17 protein-coding genes are annotated in these 20,737 nt (G+C 43.4%); 15 read left to right on the top strand and 2 right to left on the bottom strand.

Features of this window, described 5'->3' with window-relative positions; all coding sequences use genetic code 11:
* Position 1 precedes the first annotated feature (1 nt).
* Complete coding sequence (locus tag BAE46_RS03030) at positions 2-721, bottom strand: GntR family transcriptional regulator (RefSeq protein ID WP_006007653.1); 720 nt, start codon at positions 719-721, stop codon at positions 2-4.
* Between the two features lie 554 nt (positions 722-1,275).
* On the opposite strand from BAE46_RS03030, the gene BAE46_RS03035 reads away from it, so the two are divergent.
* From BAE46_RS03035 to BAE46_RS03070, 8 genes are all read left to right on the top strand, one after another.
* Positions 1,276-1,998 carry a DUF1499 domain-containing protein gene (locus tag BAE46_RS03035; RefSeq protein WP_070111714.1) on the top strand — a complete coding sequence of 241 codons (723 nt, stop codon included), beginning with the start codon at positions 1,276-1,278 and terminating at the stop codon, positions 1,996-1,998.
* Positions 1,999-2,073: 75 nt separating this feature from the next.
* Positions 2,074-4,452 (top strand): TonB-dependent receptor, encoded by a 2,379-nt coding sequence (locus BAE46_RS03040; protein ID WP_070111715.1) that lies wholly within the window; start codon positions 2,074-2,076, stop codon positions 4,450-4,452.
* A 12-nt stretch (positions 4,453-4,464) separates the two neighbouring features.
* Positions 4,465-6,618: an FAD-dependent oxidoreductase gene (locus tag BAE46_RS03045; RefSeq protein ID WP_070111716.1), complete on the top strand. Its 2,154-nt coding sequence runs from the start codon at positions 4,465-4,467 to the stop codon at positions 6,616-6,618.
* A gap of 4 nt (positions 6,619-6,622) precedes the next feature.
* The gene (locus tag BAE46_RS03050; protein WP_083256791.1) at positions 6,623-7,447 is read left to right on the top strand and encodes a DUF547 domain-containing protein; all 825 of its coding nucleotides are present in this window, start codon (positions 6,623-6,625) and stop codon (positions 7,445-7,447) included.
* Between the two features lie 21 nt (positions 7,448-7,468).
* Positions 7,469-8,770: an ABC transporter substrate-binding protein gene (locus tag BAE46_RS03055; protein ID WP_425307094.1), complete on the top strand. Its 1,302-nt coding sequence runs from the start codon at positions 7,469-7,471 to the stop codon at positions 8,768-8,770.
* Positions 8,767-10,473 carry an ABC transporter permease gene (locus BAE46_RS03060; protein WP_070111717.1) on the top strand — a complete coding sequence of 569 codons (1,707 nt, stop codon included), beginning with the start codon at positions 8,767-8,769 and terminating at the stop codon, positions 10,471-10,473. Before BAE46_RS03055 ends, BAE46_RS03060 begins: the two co-directional genes overlap by 4 nt.
* A gap of 3 nt (positions 10,474-10,476) precedes the next feature.
* Positions 10,477-11,139, top strand: coding sequence for an ATP-binding cassette domain-containing protein (locus tag BAE46_RS03065; protein WP_006007666.1), 663 nt, complete (start codon positions 10,477-10,479; stop codon positions 11,137-11,139).
* Complete coding sequence (locus BAE46_RS03070) at positions 11,133-11,771, top strand: CDP-alcohol phosphatidyltransferase family protein (protein ID WP_070111718.1); 639 nt, start codon at positions 11,133-11,135, stop codon at positions 11,769-11,771. Before BAE46_RS03065 ends, BAE46_RS03070 begins: the two co-directional genes overlap by 7 nt.
* A 13-nt stretch (positions 11,772-11,784) precedes the next feature.
* On the opposite strand, the gene BAE46_RS03075 is transcribed toward BAE46_RS03070, so the two are convergent.
* A complete protein-coding gene (locus BAE46_RS03075) occupies positions 11,785-12,879 on the bottom strand; it encodes an FAD-dependent oxidoreductase (protein WP_070111719.1) in 1,095 nt (364 codons plus the stop codon).
* A 402-nt stretch (positions 12,880-13,281) separates the two neighbouring features.
* Between BAE46_RS03075 and BAE46_RS03080 the strand changes: the two genes are divergently transcribed.
* From BAE46_RS03080 to fcl, 7 genes are all read left to right on the top strand, one after another.
* Positions 13,282-14,178 carry a glycosyltransferase gene (locus tag BAE46_RS03080; RefSeq protein WP_070111720.1) on the top strand — a complete coding sequence of 299 codons (897 nt, stop codon included), beginning with the start codon at positions 13,282-13,284 and terminating at the stop codon, positions 14,176-14,178.
* 12 nt (positions 14,179-14,190) lie between these two features.
* A complete protein-coding gene (locus BAE46_RS03085; RefSeq protein ID WP_070111721.1) occupies positions 14,191-15,147 on the top strand; it encodes a GumC domain-containing protein in 957 nt (318 codons plus the stop codon).
* A gap of 1 nt (position 15,148) precedes the next feature.
* Complete coding sequence (locus BAE46_RS03090) at positions 15,149-16,399, top strand: O-antigen ligase family protein (RefSeq protein WP_070111722.1); 1,251 nt, start codon at positions 15,149-15,151, stop codon at positions 16,397-16,399.
* Between the two features lie 410 nt (positions 16,400-16,809).
* Entirely contained in the window at positions 16,810-17,733 is a 924-nt protein-coding gene (locus BAE46_RS03095) for a glycosyltransferase family 2 protein (RefSeq protein ID WP_171901004.1), read from the top strand.
* 122 nt (positions 17,734-17,855) lie between these two features.
* The gene (locus BAE46_RS03100) at positions 17,856-18,734 is read left to right on the top strand and encodes a hypothetical protein (protein ID WP_070111724.1); all 879 of its coding nucleotides are present in this window, start codon (positions 17,856-17,858) and stop codon (positions 18,732-18,734) included.
* A 51-nt stretch (positions 18,735-18,785) separates the two neighbouring features.
* Positions 18,786-19,460 (top strand): CatB-related O-acetyltransferase, encoded by a 675-nt coding sequence (locus BAE46_RS03105; protein ID WP_070111725.1) that lies wholly within the window; start codon positions 18,786-18,788, stop codon positions 19,458-19,460.
* Between the two features lie 248 nt (positions 19,461-19,708).
* Positions 19,709-20,680: a GDP-L-fucose synthase gene (gene fcl, locus BAE46_RS03110; RefSeq protein WP_070111726.1), complete on the top strand. Its 972-nt coding sequence runs from the start codon at positions 19,709-19,711 to the stop codon at positions 20,678-20,680.
* Positions 20,681-20,737: the final 57 nt, after the last annotated feature.

The following is a 20,737-nucleotide window of genomic DNA, read 5'->3' on the forward strand; positions in this document are numbered from 1 at the left end:
CTTAAGACTTAATGAGTACAATGTTTGCTTGCTCTTTATGAGCAATTTCTTGGGCTATTTTGTTTTCAATATTTTTACGCGATGCAGCAATATGACGACGCATGAGCATTTCTGCTAGCTCCCCATCTCTATCGGCAATGGCTTGAATAATGTTTGCATGTTCATCAAAAGCGCGACTGGCTCTAGGGCTATGCATGCCAAATTGACAGCGATACATGCGCACCAAGTGATATAGCTGGCCACAAATCAGTTCGATTAACTGCTTGTTGTGACTCCCTAAAATCACTTTGTAGTGGAAATCGAGATTGCCTTCTTCTTGATAATAGGCAACACCGTCTTTGAGATCTTGCGTTTGGGCGTGAATTTTTAGCATATCTTGCATATGCAAAATTTCTTCGTCGCTCATATTTTTGGCAGCTTGGCGACACGCCATGCCTTCAAGTGCTTCTCGAGTAATGTATAGCTCTAGCAAACCTTCAATAGTGCAGGTAACTACGCGCGAACCCACGTTGGCTTTTCGTTCAATAAGGTGACACTTTTCTAAACGGTTTAAGGCCTCACGCAGGGTTGAGCGGCTAATTTGATAGCGTTTAGCTAACTCAGGCTCACTAATTTTACTCCCGGCAGCAATTTCACCTTCAACAATGGCATGCTGCATTTGTTGAAATACTTTGTCGGCAGTGGTCACCGCTGCTTGTTGAGTCGGGTTAGTTATTTTCATATGAGTGAATAAACCAAGTGTCAATTACTACCAAAATGCCACAATATTGTCGACATGTAAATTTTATAACGGGCTATAATAAAGAAAATATTTAATTAATCAAGTTAATAAAACAGATATTGTCGACAATATAGGCGCTAAGTGTTTTAAAATATTATGGGAAATAGTAGATTACGTACTGGAGCAACAGAAATGTAAATACGCATAAAAAAAGCTTTAAAAAAGTAGTTTGTTACCCTTATAGATATAAAAAACACAATAATCGGTTAAAAGTTACTGTTAAAATGCCGTTATTGTAGTTTATCGATAGCAAATTAGCTTATCCACAAAGATAGCGTTGTGAAGCTTGTAAACCAGACAGTCTAGCGCTTCAACCTGCCAGCAACTCGCATGCCATGGTAGATTTATCCACGCAGCTTATAAATCACCAAACTAGAGACTCTTGGCGATATCTTTGTGCACAGCCTCCTGTTTGTTCTAATTGCGCTGTGTTAGTGGTAATATGAATGAAAATGTTTTGCATACTAATCAAATAATTAACGGTGATATTTATTATGAGTAAAGTACTTAAATGGCTTGCAGTGCTAAGCGCTTTGGGCTTTCCCCTTGCATTAATCGGCTTTCGCATAGGTCTTTACGGATTTGGCACCGGTTTTCAGATCCTCAATTACACCTTTTATTTAGCCCTTATCGTACTCATAGCGGGCCTTGTTGTTTTTGTTTTGCACAGACGTGCTAAACCCGCTAGCGGCCGAAACGCTGTTATTGCCGTGGCAATAAGCTTAATCCCCATCGTTGGCCTAGGCATTCAGGTATACGTTGCCAGAACCGTTCCTGCTATCCATAACATTTCAACCGATGTACTTAATCCTCCTGGGTTTGACGCCATAGTAGCCATTCGCGGTGACAGCGCTAATCCCTTAGCCTACAGTATTGAAAACGGAAATTTAGCCGAGCTGCAGCAAGCGGCATATCCAAACATCAAAACCATGAACGTGAGTGCAAGTGTGCAAGACAGCTTTGATAAAGCGCTGGGCGTAGCACAAAGCTTAGGCTGGGAAATTGTTAATATAAATGCAGATATGGGTATTATTGAGGCGACACAAACAACCACGCTGTGGCAGTTTAAAGATGACATCGTTATTAGAGTGCAAGCTGATTCTGAAACGCCCAACACTACCAATGTCGATTTACGCTCAGTATCTAGAGTCGGGCGCAGTGACTTGGGCGCTAATGCAAAAAGAATTCAAGGCTTTAAAGACCAATTCAATCGCTAAAATTTAATGATGAATAGCAACTGGTCAAAAATCAGTTGCTAACGCCCAAAACCACCTATTCGGATATTATCAAACATGCAAAAAAATGCGTCTTCATTGCGCTGCACATTAGGGACCCTGTCGGTTTTGCTTCCGCTTTTTTGCGCGACAGCCTTCGCACAGCAAGAAAACGATAAAGAAAACGATAAAGAAATTGAAGTAATTGAGGTTACCGGCAACGCCTCTAACGCAGCATTACTTTCCCCTAAGCAAAGCTTAATTGACGGGCCTTTTGGAGATGGCTTATCTATCCAAGATATTGCGCGCTCGGTAACGCCTATTTCGGCGCAGATGATGGAAGTGCTTAACATTACCACTTTGCAAGATATTTTGGCTGTGAGCCCAAGCACTTATGCGGCAAGTGGTTTTGGCGCGCCTAGCCTACCCACAATTAGAGGGCAGCTAGGTGAGCTCTTGCAAGATGGCGTGAGACGTCAAGCCGGTAATAACGGATTTGGTGTGCCGCTGTCATTTAACGCTATTGAACAAGTTGACGTGGTGAAAGGGCCGCCTCCTGTAATGTTTGGCAGCAGTCAGCGTAACGGCGGCTTTGTTAACTTACAATCCAAACGTGCATCCATAAGCAAGCAAGACAGCAAAATGTCACTCTCCGCGGGCCGATGGGACAGCTACCGCGCCCAAATAGATACCTCCAAGGTCTTAGTTGACAATAAAAGCGGGCTACGGCTAAGCTATGAACGCATAGACAACGGTGATTTTTATGATTTTAGCGGGTATAAAAGCGACAGCCTTTACAGCGCTTTTCGCTTAGTGCCCAATAGTGACAGCACGTGGGATATCAACGTTGAATATTATGACGTGGAGTATACCGACAACGCCGGCATAAACCGCCCCACCCAAAACCTCATTGACAAGGGCTTATATATTACTGGCCAAGGCGCTCAGGCTAATGGCAGCTTAATTCCCAGAGCAGGCTCGGTTATCTCGCCAACGGGGGAAGTGCGCATAAACCGAAGCCAAGTGTTGACCGATCCAGGCAATATCAATACCGCCACAACTTTCCTAGTCCACAGTATTTACAGGCGCCAACTAAGCGATAATGCTCGACTTAAAAACACCACATATTATCAGTATCTTGAGCGTGAAAGCATCGCCCAAAATAGCTTTGTAGAAATTATTGACGCGGCTAATACCGCGCAAAACCGCACCGAATTAGCTTACGACTGGCACCACAGTCAGCAAAGTATCATCGCGTTTGACGTGCGCTATAACAGCGTATTAGGCTACAGTCAGTTCACTACCGAAGCCGATGCACCAATTGATCTAACCGGACCTATTATGAATCGGCGTATCCCCCTTACTAGCGAGCAACAAGCGCGCTTGGTTGAATTACGCCCAGGGGTATTTGTATCACCCGGCGGGCAATACGATATTAACGGCGACGGCGCAGGGGACTTTTCGCTCTCAGACACCACCGACTCAAGCAGTTGGCAAACAGGTTTAGCCGTGCAGCACGACAGCCAATGGACAGATGAACTAAGCACCAGCCTAGGCTACAGGCTTGATTATTATGATGTAAAAGCCCAAGACCCCATTGCACCTCAGGGGCAAGTAGCCGTGTCTGACAGCATTAATGAAATATTACAGTCTGCTCAAATTAGCGTGAGCTATGCTATTACTGCCTCGTTAACGTCGTATATTGCGGGCAGTTATAACGAAGCCACATCAAACAGTATGGCTGGCGGCAACGTCCTTGGCGGCGACAACACCATTAGCGAATTAAATTTTGCGACTAATAATAGCTTGTTTGAAGCGGGTATAAAGTATGCGCCCAGTGATAGCCATTGGTATGTAGACGGCGCATGGTTTAATCAAAGACGAAGCTTACGCAATCGCGACGGAAGCAACACAGGCGTGCGCGCAACAGGCCTAGAGCTACAAGCTTTTTATACCGCTGAGCGCTTTTGGTTTAACGCCGGGTATACCTATATAGATGCACGTTATGACAACAGCGCCACCAGCCAAGGATCGCGCCAAGTAGCTGATGCTTTTGACAACACCCGTGCTGATATTATTCAAGGCACAGGCCTTGGTTCGCCCAACTTCACCCCTTTTGCTGCGTCAAACACCCAAGTACAAGGGATCCCGCAGCAAAGCCTAGGGCTAAACGGCGGCCTTAATATTAACGAAAAATGGTCAGCAGGCTTCTCAGGTATTTATACAAAAAGCTACCCCTTGGACTTTTTGGCTACGGTGCTGATACGCGACCAGTTTACCCTCGATCTTAATACTCGCTATCTGTTTAGCGAGCAGCTCGCCCTGCGCTTTACCCTAAACAATGTGACCAACGAAAAGAATTGGCGGCCCGTGTTTGAAGGCGGATTTTTTGGGTCAACGCTGGTGTTTCCAGAGCTGCCCATTCACGGCGAAGTTAAGCTAAGCTACTCATTTTAAGGAAGAGTCTACGTGTATAAAAAATTAACCATTGCGGTGGTGGTAGCGGCGCTGATCGCCAGCTTCTTTTACTTCAATTTAAATACCTACCTCACCTTAGACGGCCTTAAAAACTCCATCGACGATTTCAGGCAGTGGCGCGATGCTTCGCCTGTTTTAGTCTTGGGTGGCTTCTTTTTAATATATGTGGTAGTGACAGCGCTTTCACTGCCCGGCGCCGCCATACTGACCATAACGGCAGGCGCGCTGTTTGGCTTGTTTGAAGGCTTGCTACTAGCCTCTTTTGCCTCAAGCATAGGGGCTCTTTTAGCATTTTTAGTGTCTCGTTATATATTAAGAGACACCATTAAGAAAAAGTTTCCTGAGCGCTTAACGGCAATAGACAAAGGCGTTGAAAGAGAAGGTGCGTTTTACTTATTTACACTGCGCCTAGTCCCTCTTTTTCCCTTCTTTTTAATTAACCTACTAATGGGCCTTACGGCGATAAAGCCATGGACCTTTTACTGGGTCAGCCAACTAGGTATGCTGGCAGGTACCTTTGTGTTTGTAAACGCCGGTACCCAGCTTGCCCAGCTTAACAGCCTGCAGGGTATTTTGTCGTTCGACCTTATTTTATCCTTTGTTCTACTGGGTGTTTTTCCGCTAATAGCCAAAGCGATTATTAACCTTATAAAAAAACGCCGCGTGTATAAAGGCTGGCATAAACCCAAGAGCTTTGACCGCAATATGATTGTGATCGGCGCGGGCGCGGGTGGTTTAGTCACCAGCTATATTGGCGCTGCAGTTAAGGCAAAAGTGACCTTAATTGAAGCAGGAGAAATGGGCGGTGATTGCTTGAATTACGGCTGTGTGCCCAGCAAAGCGCTGATTAAAAGTGCTAAAATCGTCAGCCAGTTTCAAGATGCCCAAAAATATGGACTTGATGAAACTAAGGTCAGCTTTTCATTTAAAAACGTGATGCAGCGCGTACACGATATCATTGCCGAAATAGCCCCACATGACAGCGTTGAGCGCTACACCAATTTAGGCGTAGAAGTACTTAAAGGCTACGCTACCTTTGTTGATCCGTGGACCGTAGACATTGCCCTAAACGACGGCAGCAAGCAGCGCTTAAGTGCACGTAATATCGTTATTGCCACCGGCGCTCGTCCTTTTATACCACCCTTACCCGGCATTGAAGATTCGGGCTATGTAACCAGTGACACCATGTGGCTTGAGTTTGCAAAGCTAGAAAATACACCTAAAAAGCTGGTTGTACTAGGCGGCGGCCCTATAGGCTGTGAACTGTCGCAGGCATTTGCACGCCTTGGCAGCGAGGTGTCTCAAATTGAGTTAGCCACGCGTATTATGTCAAAAGAGGACACCGAGGTGTCTGAGTTTGCTAAACAAAGTTTGCGCGACAGCGGTGTAAATGTGCTAACCGAGCACGAGGCTTTGCGTTTTGAACGCCACGACGGTAAAAAATTCATTGTGGTGAAACATCAGCAACAGGAACTGTTAATAGAGTACGATGAATTAATATGCGCTGTTGGCCGCGCCGCTCGCCTTGAAGGGTATGGTTTAGATGTACTGGGGATTGAAAGTGGTCGCACTATTAAAACTAACGCGTTTTTAGAAACCAAATACCCGAATATTTTAGCCGCCGGCGACATTGTGGGGCCCTATCAGTTTACCCACGTGGCCGCTCATCATGGCTGGTATGCGGCGGTGAATAGCTTGTTTGGCCCCTTCAAAAAATTCAAAGTAGATTACCGCGTGATCCCCTGGGTTACTTTCATCGATCCCGAAGTGGCTCGCGTAGGTATTAATGAACAAGACGCGATTGATCAAGAAATTGACTATGAGATAACGCGCTATGATTTTGAAGAGCTTGATCGCGCCATTTGTGAAAGCGCCAACAAAGGCTTCATCAAAGTCATCACACCCAAAGGCAAAGACAAAATTTTAGGTGTGACGGTTGTGTCACAGCACGCAGGCGATTTAATTGCCGAGTTCGTGCTGGCCATGAAGCACGGTTTGGGGCTACAAAAAATATTGGGCACTATTCATAGCTACCCCACGTGGGCGGAAAGCAGCAAGTTTGCGGCGGGCGAGTGGAAACGTGCGCATGCGCCTGAAAAAGTACTCCGTTTACTTGAAAAGTATCACGCGTTTAGAAGAGGATAATAGTATGCGAATATTCATGCCAGTGTGGGTAAAACGCTATGTAGCCGCCACTGTTGTGCTACTGACTATGTTGGCATTTTCTGCGCAAACAAAAACACTTCACGACGACTGGTCTGCACTGCTGGCTGAGCACGTAAGCCCAACCGCGCAAAACCACAATACAGTCGTTAACTATGCCGGTTTTTTAGCCCAGCGAAGCGCGTTAAAAAACTATCTTAATGCCCTTGAACAAGTCACCCAAGCTGAATTTGCTGCATGGGATGATGCCAAACAGTTAGCATTTTTACTTAACGCCTATAATGCATGGACCGTAGAGCTTATTTTAACCGAATATCCTAATCTTGACTCTATTAAAGACTTAGGCAGCTTTTTTCGCTCACCTTGGAAAAAATCCTTTATACCTTTACTTGGCAAGGTGCTTAGCCTTGACAATATTGAGCATGACCTCATAAGAGGTGACAACAAATACCAGGAGCCGCGCATACATTTTGCGGTTAACTGCGCCAGTATAGGCTGCCCGGCCCTGCGTGAAGAAGCGTATGAAGCAAGTAAACTCGATATGCAGTTAGCGCAGCAAACGCTGCGCTTTTTATCCGATAGGAGTCGCAATAACATGCAAGGGGAGGCGTTAAATTTATCGTCTATCTTTAAGTGGTACAAAAATGATTTTGAGTTAGGTTTTCGAAGTGCCAACAGCCTAGAATCGTTTGTACTGCTTTATGCTGACGCACTTGGCCTGAGCCCTGAACAGCGTGCATTATTGCAAAGTGAGCAAGTAAAAATAGATTACCTGGATTATGATTGGCAGTTAAACGATGTGAAACGATAGGCTGACAATACTGTGCGCGTGATGGAAAATAAGCCATCTTACCTAATCTTCATGTGGATACTGCTGTTGTTTTGTCCGCTCATTAGCGCTCAGGACTCACTTAAAACACTTAAAACGCTTGAGCCTGTCAAAGCCCCACTTTTAATCGACACCCAAGCAAGCGTTACCCAAACGCAGTTTACCCAGCTAGTACAACAAGCGCGAGGCCAGAGCGTTTATTTCTATGCTTGGGGCGGCGATCCACAGGTTAACCGCTACCTGCAGTGGGTAGCCCAGCGCGTTAACACCCTATACGCAATTAATATGCAGCACGTTAAACTCGCACAAACCAGCGACGCGGTCAGCCGAGTGCTTGCCGAGGCATCAGCGGGCAATACTACGGCAGGACAAGTTGACCTTTTATGGATAAACGGGCTTAACTTTGCCACCATGGCGCAAAACAATTTGCTTGAAGCGCAATGGCTTGGTCTTCTTCCCAATTTTGCACTCACCAACCCCGACCAAAACCCCGCGGTAACAATGGACTTTGGTATGCACACAAACGGTATGGAAGCGCCTTGGGGAAAAGCCGCCCTCACCTTTTACTATGACAGCGCGCATACTTCATCACCACCTAAAACACTGCCAGCACTGTTAAGGTGGAGCAAGCTTAACCCGGGGCGTTTTACCTACGCTAAACCGCCCGATTTTTTGGGCTTAAGCTTTTTAAAATACGCTTTAATTATACTTAGCCAGCAGCAAGAACCCGCTATTCTTGCACAGCTATACGAGCCGCCTACGGCCCAAAGCCAAGCACTTGTGCTCGCGCCGCTATGGCAATTTCTCGATCAACTTCACCCGTATCTATGGCGTAAAGGACAATACTTCCTTAGCAATGGCGCCAGCATACGACGCTTAGTAGACGACAGCGAACTGACGCTAGGCTTTACATTTTCTGGGGGCGACATACCCGGCGCAGTTGAACGCTTTGAGCTGCCCCTTAGCATTAGAAGTTACGCCATGAAAGACGGAAGCTTAAGCAATGTACATTTTGTGACGATCCCCTTTAACGCCCAGCACAAAGCGGCCGCCAAAGTAGTCGCTAATTTTTTAATGAGCCCAGAAGCACAGGCAAAAAAGCAGCAGCCAAGCAATTGGGGCGACCGCACAGTGCTAGATTTAAGCATGCTGTCGTCTGAGCAGCAGTTAATGTTTCGCCCTTCAAAGCGCCACCCAAGCGCTTTGCCTGCCAACAACAGCAGCCCTTCGCTGAGTGAGCTGCATCCTTCATGGAATGCGGTAATTACCACACAATGGGAAAAACGATATGGGGCTAAGCAATGATTATTCAGCCGTCGTTTTTCACGCGCTGGGTAAGTTTGAGCCCGCGAATACTAATAAGCCTGCTGCTAGTGCCTGTTGCTGCCGGCTTATTAGGTCTTATACTACCCGCTTTTGGTTGGCTGCCTGCGCTTGGTGAAAACACGATTAACCTACGCGGCTTTGCAGCATTTTTTCATACCCCAGGCTGGACTAATATGCTTGGCTTGAGTTTTTTTACGAGTTTTATAAGCACACTTTTTGCGGTCATCTTAAGTATCTTAATACTCGGCAATTATTTCAACTCTAGGCTACTTAACCACATACAGCGTATTTTAGGGCCTATACTCGTCATTCCACATGCGGCCGCCGCCATTGCGATTGGGTTTCTAATTGCCCCCTCAGGTTTAATTATGCGACTGTTTTCGCCATGGCTAAGCGGCGCTGAATTACCGCCTGATGTGCTGTTGCCCAACGACCCTTATGGATTGAGCATCATTTTAGGGCTTACTTTAAAAGAGCTGCCATTCATTTTATTAATGGCGCTAGCCGCCATGCAGCAAAACGAAATAAAGCAGCTTATAGATAAACAATATAAAATGGCGCTTAGCCTTGGTTATTACCCTTTTACAGCCTTTTGCAAAGCCGTTTTACCTAGCCTTTATCCCTTCATGCGCCTGCCTATTTATGCCATTTTAGCCTATTCCAGTGCCAGTATAGAAATCCCGTTAATTTTAGGACCCAATTCGCCCCCGACCCTTGCGGTTGCCGTTATGCAGTGGTTTAACGATGTAGACCTAAGCCTGAGAATAAAGGCCTCGGCAGGCGCACTGATACAAATTGCGCTAACGTTAAGCGTATTATTAACGTGGCGGCTGCTAGAGCAATGTGTAAAACGATTTGGGTTTTCCACATTCACAAATGGGCGCCGACAGTATGGCGATTTATGCTGGAAAATACTGACGCATACTACAACCTTTCTAGTGCTTTTCTTCATCGTTTTAGCGCTGCTTGGGCTTGTGCTTTGGTCTTTTGCAGGCTTTTGGCCTTTTCCAAATGTCTACCCTGACCAATTAGTCAGCCTACACTGGAACAGCGCTTTGCAGCAGCTTCCCCAAACCATCACCAACACGGTGTTGGTGGGCATTACCACCACGGCTATTGCGCTATTTTTTACACTGTTTGCCTTAGAGGCTGAGCAACAGCACCAAACCCAATTAGGCTCTGCTGCCAGCCTGATGGTTTATTTGCCCTTGCTAGTGCCTAGCGTTGCCTTCTTATTTGGCATTGTATGGGTAAAAGAGCTGCTGGGTGTTAAGGCAGTATTTGGCGCCGTGGTACTGGGGCATTTATTGTTCGTTATGCCCTATATGTTTTTGTCTTTAGCGATAAGCTATCGCAAGCTCGATTTGCGCTATGCCAAGGTAGCTGCCTCTTTAGGCTGTTCACCCTTTAAGGTTTTTTACGCCGTAAAGCTGCCACAGTTACTGCCGCCTATGCTGTTTTCATGCGCGCTTGGGCTAGCTGTGAGCTTCGGTCAATATTTGCCAACCTTGCTATTAGGCGGCGGACGCATCAATACACTAACCACAGAAGCAGTTGCTATTGCCAGCGGCGCCAGCAGACGCTTAAGCGCGGTTTATGTCATAATACAAATACTGCTGCCTGTTGTTGGTTTTATACTCGCATGGCTTATTCCTAAACTTATTTTTCGGCCAAGGCAATAAATAATGGATAACACAAGCAAGCTATTACGCATTGAAAACTTGCAAATTTATAAAGGCGACACGCTTTTACTTAGCATAGAGGCAAGCGTGGCCGCAGGCGAAATACTGACCGTTATGGGGCCATCGGGTAGCGGTAAATCAACCTTGCTAAGCTGGCTATCGGGCATGTTAGATCCCGCTTTTCGGGCTAGTGGTAAACTACTAGTAGGCGCTCAAGATATAACGCAAACTCCCAGTCATTTAAGACGCACCGCGCTTCTTTTTCAAGATCCGCTGCTGTTTAACCATCTAAGCGTTTCAGGCAATATTGAATTTGGCATGCAGCAGGGTAAATCAAGCAGTAAAAAGCAGCGCGTGTTAGACGCGTTAGCCTGTGTTGGCTTATCGGGAATGGAGGCACGCGCGCCTAAAACCTTATCAGGCGGGCAACAAGCTCGCGTTGCACTATTACGAGTGCTGTTAAACGAGCCAAGCGTGATTTTGCTAGATGAGCCTTTTAGTAAACTCGATAGCCAGCTTAGGCAGGCAACACGAGAATTAGTATTTGCGCAAATTCGCCAGCGCGGTTTGGCGGCTATATTAGTCACTCATGATCAAAGCGATGCCGATGCCGCAGGCGGTCGGGTGATCAATTTATCAACAACAGGAGCCGATAAACAATGTTAGATGCTTCTATCACGCCAGCGGTAAAAGTATTATTAACGCCGCTTGTTAAACAAATAGCAAAGACCAAGGTGACCCCTAATCAATTAAGCGTGGTGGGCTTTGCGATAGGCATGTTAGCCCTGCCTTTACTGGCCTTTCAGCACTGGTATTTAGCCTTAACGGCCATTGTAATTAATCGCATTTTAGACGGATTAGACGGGGCTCTCGCGCGCCATCAAGGCACTAGCAGCGCCGCCGGCGGCTTTTTAGACATTTGCTTAGACTTTCTTTTTTATGCCGCCGTGCCGGTAGGTTTTGCACTGGCCGATCCCGCCCAAAATGCCTTGCCCGCAGCCGTTTTATTAGCCGTGTTTATTGGCACAGGTTCAAGTTTTTTAGCCTTTGCAATTCCGGCTGAAAAGTATCAACTGAGCAAGCCGCAATTTGAATACAAGAGCTTTTATTATTTACATGGCTTAACCGAAGGCACGGAAACTATTTTAATCTTCGTCGCGTTTTGTATCTGGCCGCAGCATTTTTCTTGGTTAGCGTATGGCTTTGCGCTTGCGGGCAGCATAACCGTTTTTACCCGTGTTTATGGCGGCTACTTTACGCTTAAAAAAAAGGCGGTAGAGCCTACAAACGAAGAATAACAGCGTTTATAGTTTAATCTATCGTGTGTCGCCCCATGAAGCCCTTATCTAAATAATCCTTGTACATACCAAGTAATCGCCCACCGGCGCTGAACCGACCATAGTGCATAAGTGCGCCGCCATCAGCGGTAGCAAGCAAAGCCAGCGCGCGTGCTTGCGGCTTATATTCGCGCAAGGTGTCGCTGTCTAATAATGCCGGTATAATTTGGCTTAAGGCCGATCCTTGTCTGACCGCGTACACACCAGAATGTGCTGCGCCGGTTTGGTTGGCACAATCACCACTGGCCAAGACCTCAGGATGACTTAGACTTTGTAAGCTATCGCTAACTTCCACGAAGCCTGAATTGTCGCATTTCAACCCAGAACTAGCCAGCCAAGGCTGCGCGGCAGCGCCCGTTGCTATTACAAGCGCTTCGGCCTGCAGTATTTGCCGTGTGCCGCTAATTAGCCAACCGTTGGCGATACTATCAATTCGCGTATTTTTATGTCGTTTAATACCGCGCTCATCAAGAATTTTTATGGCTTTGTGGCGCAGGCCCCTCGAATAGCCGCTTAGCAAATCACCGCTACAAATTAACGATAGCTGTGCTTGTGGCAAGCTCTTTTGCAAGGCTAAAGCAAGCTCAAACGCAGCCGCACCACCGCCCAATACGGCCAGCTGCATAAATTCGTTACGCTTACGCCATGCTTGCCAATGCTCGTTAAAACCAGCGAAGGGCTTTGCCGGGGCTAGGTTAATACTGCCATCGTTATGCAATGGCTGAGGCGGCACCGAACCTACGTTTAATGACAAATAGTCATATTCTAGAACTTGCTCGTTTGTCAGCTTCATTCGGCGCTTAGCAGCGTTAAGATCAGCAATTTCGCCAATGACAAGCTCCACTTCGCAGGCTTTACACAAAGGAGCCAAATCAATTGCACATTCGTCACTCGTAAAACGTCCTGCAATAAGCCCTGGCATCATCCCCGAATACCATGCTTTAGGGCTGGGGCTGAGTAATATAGTACCCTGTGGCGGATTATATCCATTTTCTATCCAGCGCCGCATTGCCACTAAATGAGCATGACCGGCGCCTGCGAGAATGAGCGAATGCCGTGTTGGTTTCATAGGTTTCCATTGGTTGTATGACATGATATAAAACGCGTTTTCTCAGCGAAGCACTATAGTTTTGTCGCTATGGCAAATCTCCATTATCATTAAAGATACAATAAATCCTAAGCTAGGGACAGTCAAACTGACGGTTGACACTTAAAACAAAACCCGCTGTATTTGTTGATTACATAGATGCATTGCACTGTTGCTCAAACTCTTGAATTCCGATTACAAGGTGATTAAGATTGTAATTTTCCACTTCGGAGAAGGCTTTCGCAGCTTTTAGGAAAATTTAGATTGAAAGTTGAAAGTTGAAAGAGGTAAAATGCCTGGTTCAAGACTAAGGGAGGTTGGAGTCTATCGAAGGATTGCAGTCGATATCTCGCAGTAAATTCAATAGCAGAAACTAAAAATTCAATGATAAAAGACGCTAGCTTAACGGTTGAAAATGGCCACCATAAGTCAAACAAACCGCTTATATCTGTATATATGCCTACCCGAAATCGTGCTCGGTTAATAGACAAAGCTATTTATTCAGTTTTAAATCAAGCTTGGAAAAATCTCGAATTAATCATTGTTAACGACTGTTCTACCGACAATACACGTGAAACGTTAGAGAAATGGCAAAAGCAAGACCCGCGCATTAAGGTGCTTCATAACACCAAATTAATGGGGGCATGCGCTAGTCGTAATATCGCCATTAAAGCATCTCATGGCAAATTTATTACTGGCATTGACGACGACGACGAGTTCTTAGGCGAACGCCTTTGTGCTCTATTTGCAGCATACGACGAACGTTATTCATTTATATGTGCGGGTTACCTTTGGTTTGATGACAAAAAAGACCGAAAAGTGCTCTGCAAAGATGAAATTGTTAGTTTAGAGCAGCAGCTTTCATACAATAAGGTCTCCAATCAAATTTTTATTGAGCGGCATCGTATTCTTGCCATCGGTGGATTTGACGAGAATTTTGTTTCATTACAAGACTACGATTGTTTTACGCGACTGATTCACCGCTTTGGACCTGCTTATCGCCTTGGCATTCCGCTCATGCGTATTTATGCATTCAAAACTGAGGATAGAATTTCCAATAGCCAAAAATATTGGATGGGATTCCAACAGTTTATGGATAAACATGGAAAGCTCATGAGTCCAATGCAGTGTCGCAATATTAGTGTGATGATGGCTATCCAAAAGAACGAGAAAATAACCTTATTAGACATTTTATCAACCTACAAAGCAGGCAGAGTTCCGCGTAAAGTAAAGCATTACTTAACATGTATTTTAGGTGAGATGCAGTGGCTGAAGTCATAGATAGGTATTCCTTTGAATAACATTAAAAAAAGCACTACAGCCAGCGAAAAAAAAGCCCCGTATTACGCGAGTCTAGATATTTTGGATGTTGTTAAAATACTGTGGACACAAAAATACATCTTCTTAATTACTATTTGTCTGTCTATAGTTGTATCTGTCTGGCTTGCTTTAACGCAAGTCGAACTCTACACGGTAGAACTCAAGGCGATTCCTTCAGAGTCTAGTCTTGCTGCTACTGATAATTCGATAGAAGCAAATATTGCTTTGCGTTTGGCCGGATTTGGCAAAGCAACGAGCGAGTACGAGCAACATCTAGTGGCAGTGCAGGTTTTGCGTTCACCAGGCTTTATAGCTAACTTTATTGATAAACATAATTTAGTGCCGCTACTCTATGGCGTAGATAGCTGGAATAGCAGCGATGGTTCTCTGGTTTGGAATGATGAAATATATGATCCGGTAACTGAGTCTTGGATAATAGAAGAACCCCCAACGCTTCAAGTGGCTTCGAAAATGCTAATGCTTAATCATTTATTCATAGAAGACAACAGGGCTGCAAGAGTTTTAACCCTTAGATTTATCCACCAGTCTCCGATAGTGGCAGCGCAAATTGTCAATTCCCTAGTCATCGATTTAAACCAAAAAATGAAAGATAGAGAACTCAATGCCTTAGAAAGAAAGTTACACTTTTATGAGACTGAGTTAGCGACTGTTCAGATTGAAAGTTTTCGCGTGGTGTTATCCGATCTTATAGAACAAACAATTTACGAAACACTTTTAATAAATGCCGACGGTAACTTTCTTTTTGAGGTTATTGACCCGCCCATGATACCCGAAAAACGCTCTTATCCCAGACGTGGCCTTCTGGTTATCATTGGCACTATTTTAGGCGGCTTGCTTGCTTTAATCATTGCTTTTGGAAAGTCGCTACTCTATCCACCGAAGATCTCCCAACAGTCACTTAGGCGCTAATGTGGCGGATATTATAACCCCAAATGAAGTCTTAGCCGACAACATCAGCAAACAGCCTTCATCAAATCAACAGCAATGGCAAAAAGCACTGCTCGATTGGACAATATTGATGCTGTGTCCTTTCTCGATAGCCGTTGACCTAGTCAATGGCTTCTTACTGTTAAATGGTGCCGCTGCGCCGCTATCTCTTGTCTTTAAAGCAGGTATCCTAACCCTTGTCATTATTCGCATAGCGATTACCGATTTGAGGATTGCAACGGGTTTATTGGCACTTACATTTTTGCTCTCGCTTCCTTCTTTAAGGATATTTCTAATACGGGGCGAATTTTCGCTATTCTTTATCGATATCAGTTTAGCTATTCGCGTTTTATTCTTTCTTAGCTTTATGCTTTACATTGTTTTAACGCAACCAACAGTCGATAAAATCAATTTTATTTTAAAAGTACTAACCGTATCTATCGCTGTAAATCTTGCATTTGGTGTTTTAGGCTTCGGGTTTGCAACCTACTCTGTCGACGAGGGCTTCGGGATAAAGGGCTTTATATTCTCTGGAAACGAGCTAGCTATTACCATCATTGCATTATCATATTTTGTAATGTTTAGCTGGGTGAAGCATAAATCATGGCCAATTCAGATGACAGCCTTAATTCTAGTGCTGCTGTGTGGCGCATTAGTGGCAACCAAATCGGCAATGCTTGGTACAATAATAATTGTAGGACTCTTTCTATTTCTAAACTCGCGGAAAACATTTTTTGCGACACTACTTATCTGTATTTTTTCAATTATCTTATTCGCAGATGCCTTAGGTGAACTCATTAAAGTGTCAGGCATTATCGAGCGGTTCTTATTTGTGTATCACAAACGAGGCATAATATCGTTGATATTCTCTGCACGAGAGGCCTTCTTCTTAACCAACTTACAATTTACGCTCGACAACTTTGGACTGTTTGGATGGTTCTTTGGTTGGGGCCAAGGCGCCTATGTCGGCTTTGTCAAACCAAAGATTGAAATAGATATATTAGATATGTTCTTCTTATTTGGCATAACCGGCGTGTTATCGTTTCTTTTCTACTTTTATTTAGTATACCGACTAATTTGTATTCGAAATAGCTTCACCCACCTTGCATCCTTTACTCTTTGGTTTCTTATATTAGTTGTATCCTTTTTTGCTGGGCATGTAGTTTATTCAGGGCTTGCGGCCATTCCGCTCACGCTAGCGATATATGCCACCAGACATCGACAGGGGAAATAGCTATATGCACACTCAACTGCAAGACAAAATCAACAATTATCGGTGCTTTAAATGTAGTGAGAAGCAAATAGATATTTGTTATATTGATCGCGAAACAAGAAGCTGTTTGAATTATCATATTGGTCACATCGGTCCGATAGAATTAGGCTCTGCATTCCATGTTGGGTCCACAGCAGCTTTAAAAATATCGATAATAAGAAAAAACACACTCAACAAGACCGACCGCTATGTATTGGCCTTTCATTGAGGATAGGTCAAATCTTTTTTTAAGGCCGAAATGATCATGCGCTCACCTAGATGTTGTTTTATAAACTGGAAGAAAAATTTTAATGCATAATATATTTGAACTAGATTCTAATTTTAGTACTTCCCGTCAAGTAGTAAAACCTTGCAAGAAAGAATTCTCTGAGATGGTACGCCAATCTAATAGTCCTGACGACAAATTCGACACCGTTTTGTTTTTAGCGCAAGCAAGCGAGCGCATTGGTGAAGGTGGCTTACGCACGAAAGGTTATTTCAAAGTGGGTCGCGAAGCTTCAGTGCAGTCAGGCTCTGAACAACACCTTAGTCCTCTCATAACGGTGATTACAGTTGTGTTCAACGGTGAAAGTTTTTTAGAGAAAGCGATACTCAGCGTAATTAACCAAACCTATGACAACGTCGAATACGTAATAATTGATGGAGGTTCTACAGACAATACCTTAAACATTATTCGTAAATATGAACACCTTATTGACTATTGGGTGTCTGAAAAAGACAACGGCATTTATGATGCTATGAATAAAGGTTTGCAGTGCTCAACTGGCGGTTATATCGGTTTTTTAAATTCAGATGACTATATGTACAGTACGTCACTTGAGTCGTATGCAAATGAGTTATCAAGCTTTCCAGCTGATTTATATTTTAGTTCTGTAGACCTTGTTAACGAGCATGAGGAATATTACGCTCGCTTCCAACCAATTAAACATTTCTTCTTTGCTAATGTCCTAATAAGGATGCCGTTCGCACATCAAACTGTCTATCTGAATAAAAAGGTATTAAAAGCTGAAGGTGGATTCAACTTAAATTATAAGTTGAGTGCGGATTTTGAATTAGTATACAGACTGCTAAAAAAGAACTATAAGACGAAAAACGTCAACGTTGTTTTTGGCGCTTTTCGCGACGGTGGCTTAAGCGGTGATATTTATGCGTCATTAAAAGATTCAAAATTGGTTGTTAGAGATAAAACAAATTTAATTACGTCGAATATTTGGTATGGATACAGAATTATAAGATCGGTTATTGGGACTTATATCTTTAAAAAAGTCCTAAAGAAAATCAGGACTAAATCATGAATTGGCGCAACACTTACACGTGTAGCGGCCCATAATTGTAACATCAACAAAATTTGACCGCGTCAGATAATATTGCCATTGATTTATTTCGCGGCAACAAATTCTTGGTGCAAAGGAACTTAATGAAAAGATATATTTTAATTTTTTTGCGTTATATCGCTAAGATAATAGAGCGAACTCCTAGTACCGTGCTGATGTTCCTGCTTGCTGGTAAGCTTATATTCCAACGCTGCGATGCGAAATTTGAAAGTAAAAACGATCGTACAATCAACGTATTAGGAAATGGTCCATCTTGTCATTCCACATTTAATGAACATAGGAAAGCAGGGGAAGACATCATGGTGGTCAATTTTTTTGCAACTGCCAAGGAGTTTTTTGACTACAAACCCTCTCATTACCTCCTGATAGATCCTTTGTTTTTTAGCGATAATAGCGAAAGATTTATAAAACTTTATGAAGTAATAAATAGCGCAACGTGGCACATGGTTCTTTTTGTGCCCGCTAATTACTATAAAATTGCCAACAATTTAATTAATAGTCCTTTTGTTAAAATTGGCGCTATTCGATTTAATCATTATCCTGGTGAGAATAAGTGGTTGTACCGCCTGTACAAATCGAATTTAGTGACTCCTAAATTTCAAAATGTCGTAATTGCTTGCCTCTACTTGTCAGTGAATGAAGGATATTCAACCATAAAATTGCATGGTGTTGAAGCTGATGAGTTCAAACGGCTTTCTGTTAATAATAACAATGAGGTTCTATTAGAAACGGAACATTTTTATGGAAAATCATCCTTGAACTTAACAGCCGAGGGCAGAATAGAAAAAGGCGGATTGTGGAAGTACCTAAAGTTCTACTCTTTTATGTTTGAGGGTTTTTTAGAAGTGGAAAAATATTCGAAGTTTATGAAGTGTCAAATAATTAACTTCACTGAAAATTCGACTATCGATTCTTTTTATAGAAATGCAAAGCCCTACCCGATTAAGTTAAAACAAAAGTAGAAATTAGAATAATGCTATGAAGTATAAAACGTTAGAAAGGAGTTTCTTTGTATGTATGCATTACTCAAACGAGTTGTAAAATATATATATTTGAGCATAAAACATCGGGGGGAATTGAAGCTATCTTTTTCCGTTAATATTCTGCTTGGCTCTACTTTTGAAGGAATGAACCAAATATATTCGCAGAGTAATTTTTCTGGAGAATTGGGTTTCGGTTCTTATATCGGTGAAAATTCACGAATAAATGCTTGTATTGGGAGATACACTTCTATCGGCTCTGAGGTGAAAGTTATTCAAGGAACTCACCCTTACACCTATCCATTTGTATCGACAAGCCCCGTTTTTTATTCTTTAAAGAAACAAAATGGATACACGTTTACAGACAAACAAAGGTTCAATGAAATATTAGTTGTAGATAACCAAAGTCGCTACGGATGCAAAATAGGAAATGACTGTTGGATAGGCGATAGAGCGACGATAATAGGCACAGTGGTAATCGGGGATGGTTCAATTGTGCTAGCCGGAGCTGTAGTGACTAAAGATGTTCCAGCTTATGCAATTGTAGCAGGGGTTCCTGCAAAAGTTATAAAGTATAGATACAACGAGGACACAATTGCTTTTCTGTTAAACTTTAAGTGGTGGGGAAAAGACCCTGAGTGGCTAAAAAACAATGTTGACCTGATGAATGATCTAAAAAGATTGGAGTGTGAACATGGTTTACAGTAGCTTTTAACGAGCAATTAGCGGCGGCTCGATACGCGGCAGATAATGGTGGCCAGCACATTTATATTTGCAGCGCTTGTGCGACATGTTGGGGTCATGTTAATCACTACTTTTTTATGCAGTGATAGCCTTGAAGCAAGATGGGACGGACGACTTTGTCATTGCCACCGATAAACAAATAAAATCAACATGTGCTATTAAAAAATATGCTTACAATATAGCGATTTCAGTTGTAAATCAGGAGTAAAAATATGTTATCTCAAGATCGGAAAATTTTTGTAGCAGGTCATCTTGGAATGGTTGGGTCTGCAATCGTTCGGCAATTAGAAGCTGGGAGATGCGCTGAGATAATAACCAGAACTCGAAATGATTTAGACCTAACTAACCAACAAGCGGTCATCGATTTTTTTCAATCAGAAAAAATTGACCAAGTTTATTTAGCAGCAGCTAAAGTGGGTGGAATAGTCGCAAACAACCGCTACCCAGCAGATTTTATTTATGAAAATCTCATTATCCAATGCAACATTATCAATAGCGCACACTTAGCAAACATTCAACAATTATTATTTTTGGGTTCTTCGTGTATTTATCCTAAGTTCGCAGACCAGCCAATGAAAGAAAGTGCCTTATTGACTGGCACTTTAGAAGAAACGAATGAACCTTATGCCGTTGCAAAAATAGCTGGCATTAAATTGTGTGAGTCATATAACCGGCAATACTCGCGAGATTATCGTAGTGTTATGCCGACTAACTTATATGGCCCTGGCGATAATTTCCACCCGGAAAATAGTCATGTTATTCCAGCATTACTTCGTCGCTTTCATGAGGCTAAACTAAGAGGCGACAAAACAGTGGTTGCATGGGGAAGTGGCAAAGTGTTGCGAGAGTTTTTGTATGTTGATGACATGGCAGCGGCATCAGTTTACGTTATGAATTTAGATAAACCAACGTATGACGAAAACACACAAGCGATGCTAAGTCATATAAATGTTGGCACTGGTGTAGATTGTACCATTAAGGATTTGGTCGAAACCGTAGCTAAAGTAGTCGGCTATAAAGGTAAAGTTAAATTCGACTCTACTAAGCCTGATGGAGCACCCCGCAAATTGATGAACGTTGAAAGACTTAAAACTTTGGGTTGGGAATATTCTGTCGACTTGGAGCTTGGTTTATCAAAAGCGTATCATTGGTTCCTTCAAAACCAGGATACCTTTAGAGAATAATAAGGACTCAATAAAGCAGGCTTTTTTCTCGTTAGGATTGCTGGACTTTATTATTTA

Origin of the sequence: Glaciecola punicea, from assembly GCF_001756615.1 — a bacterium.
GTDB lineage: Bacteria > Pseudomonadota > Gammaproteobacteria > Enterobacterales > Alteromonadaceae > Glaciecola > Glaciecola punicea.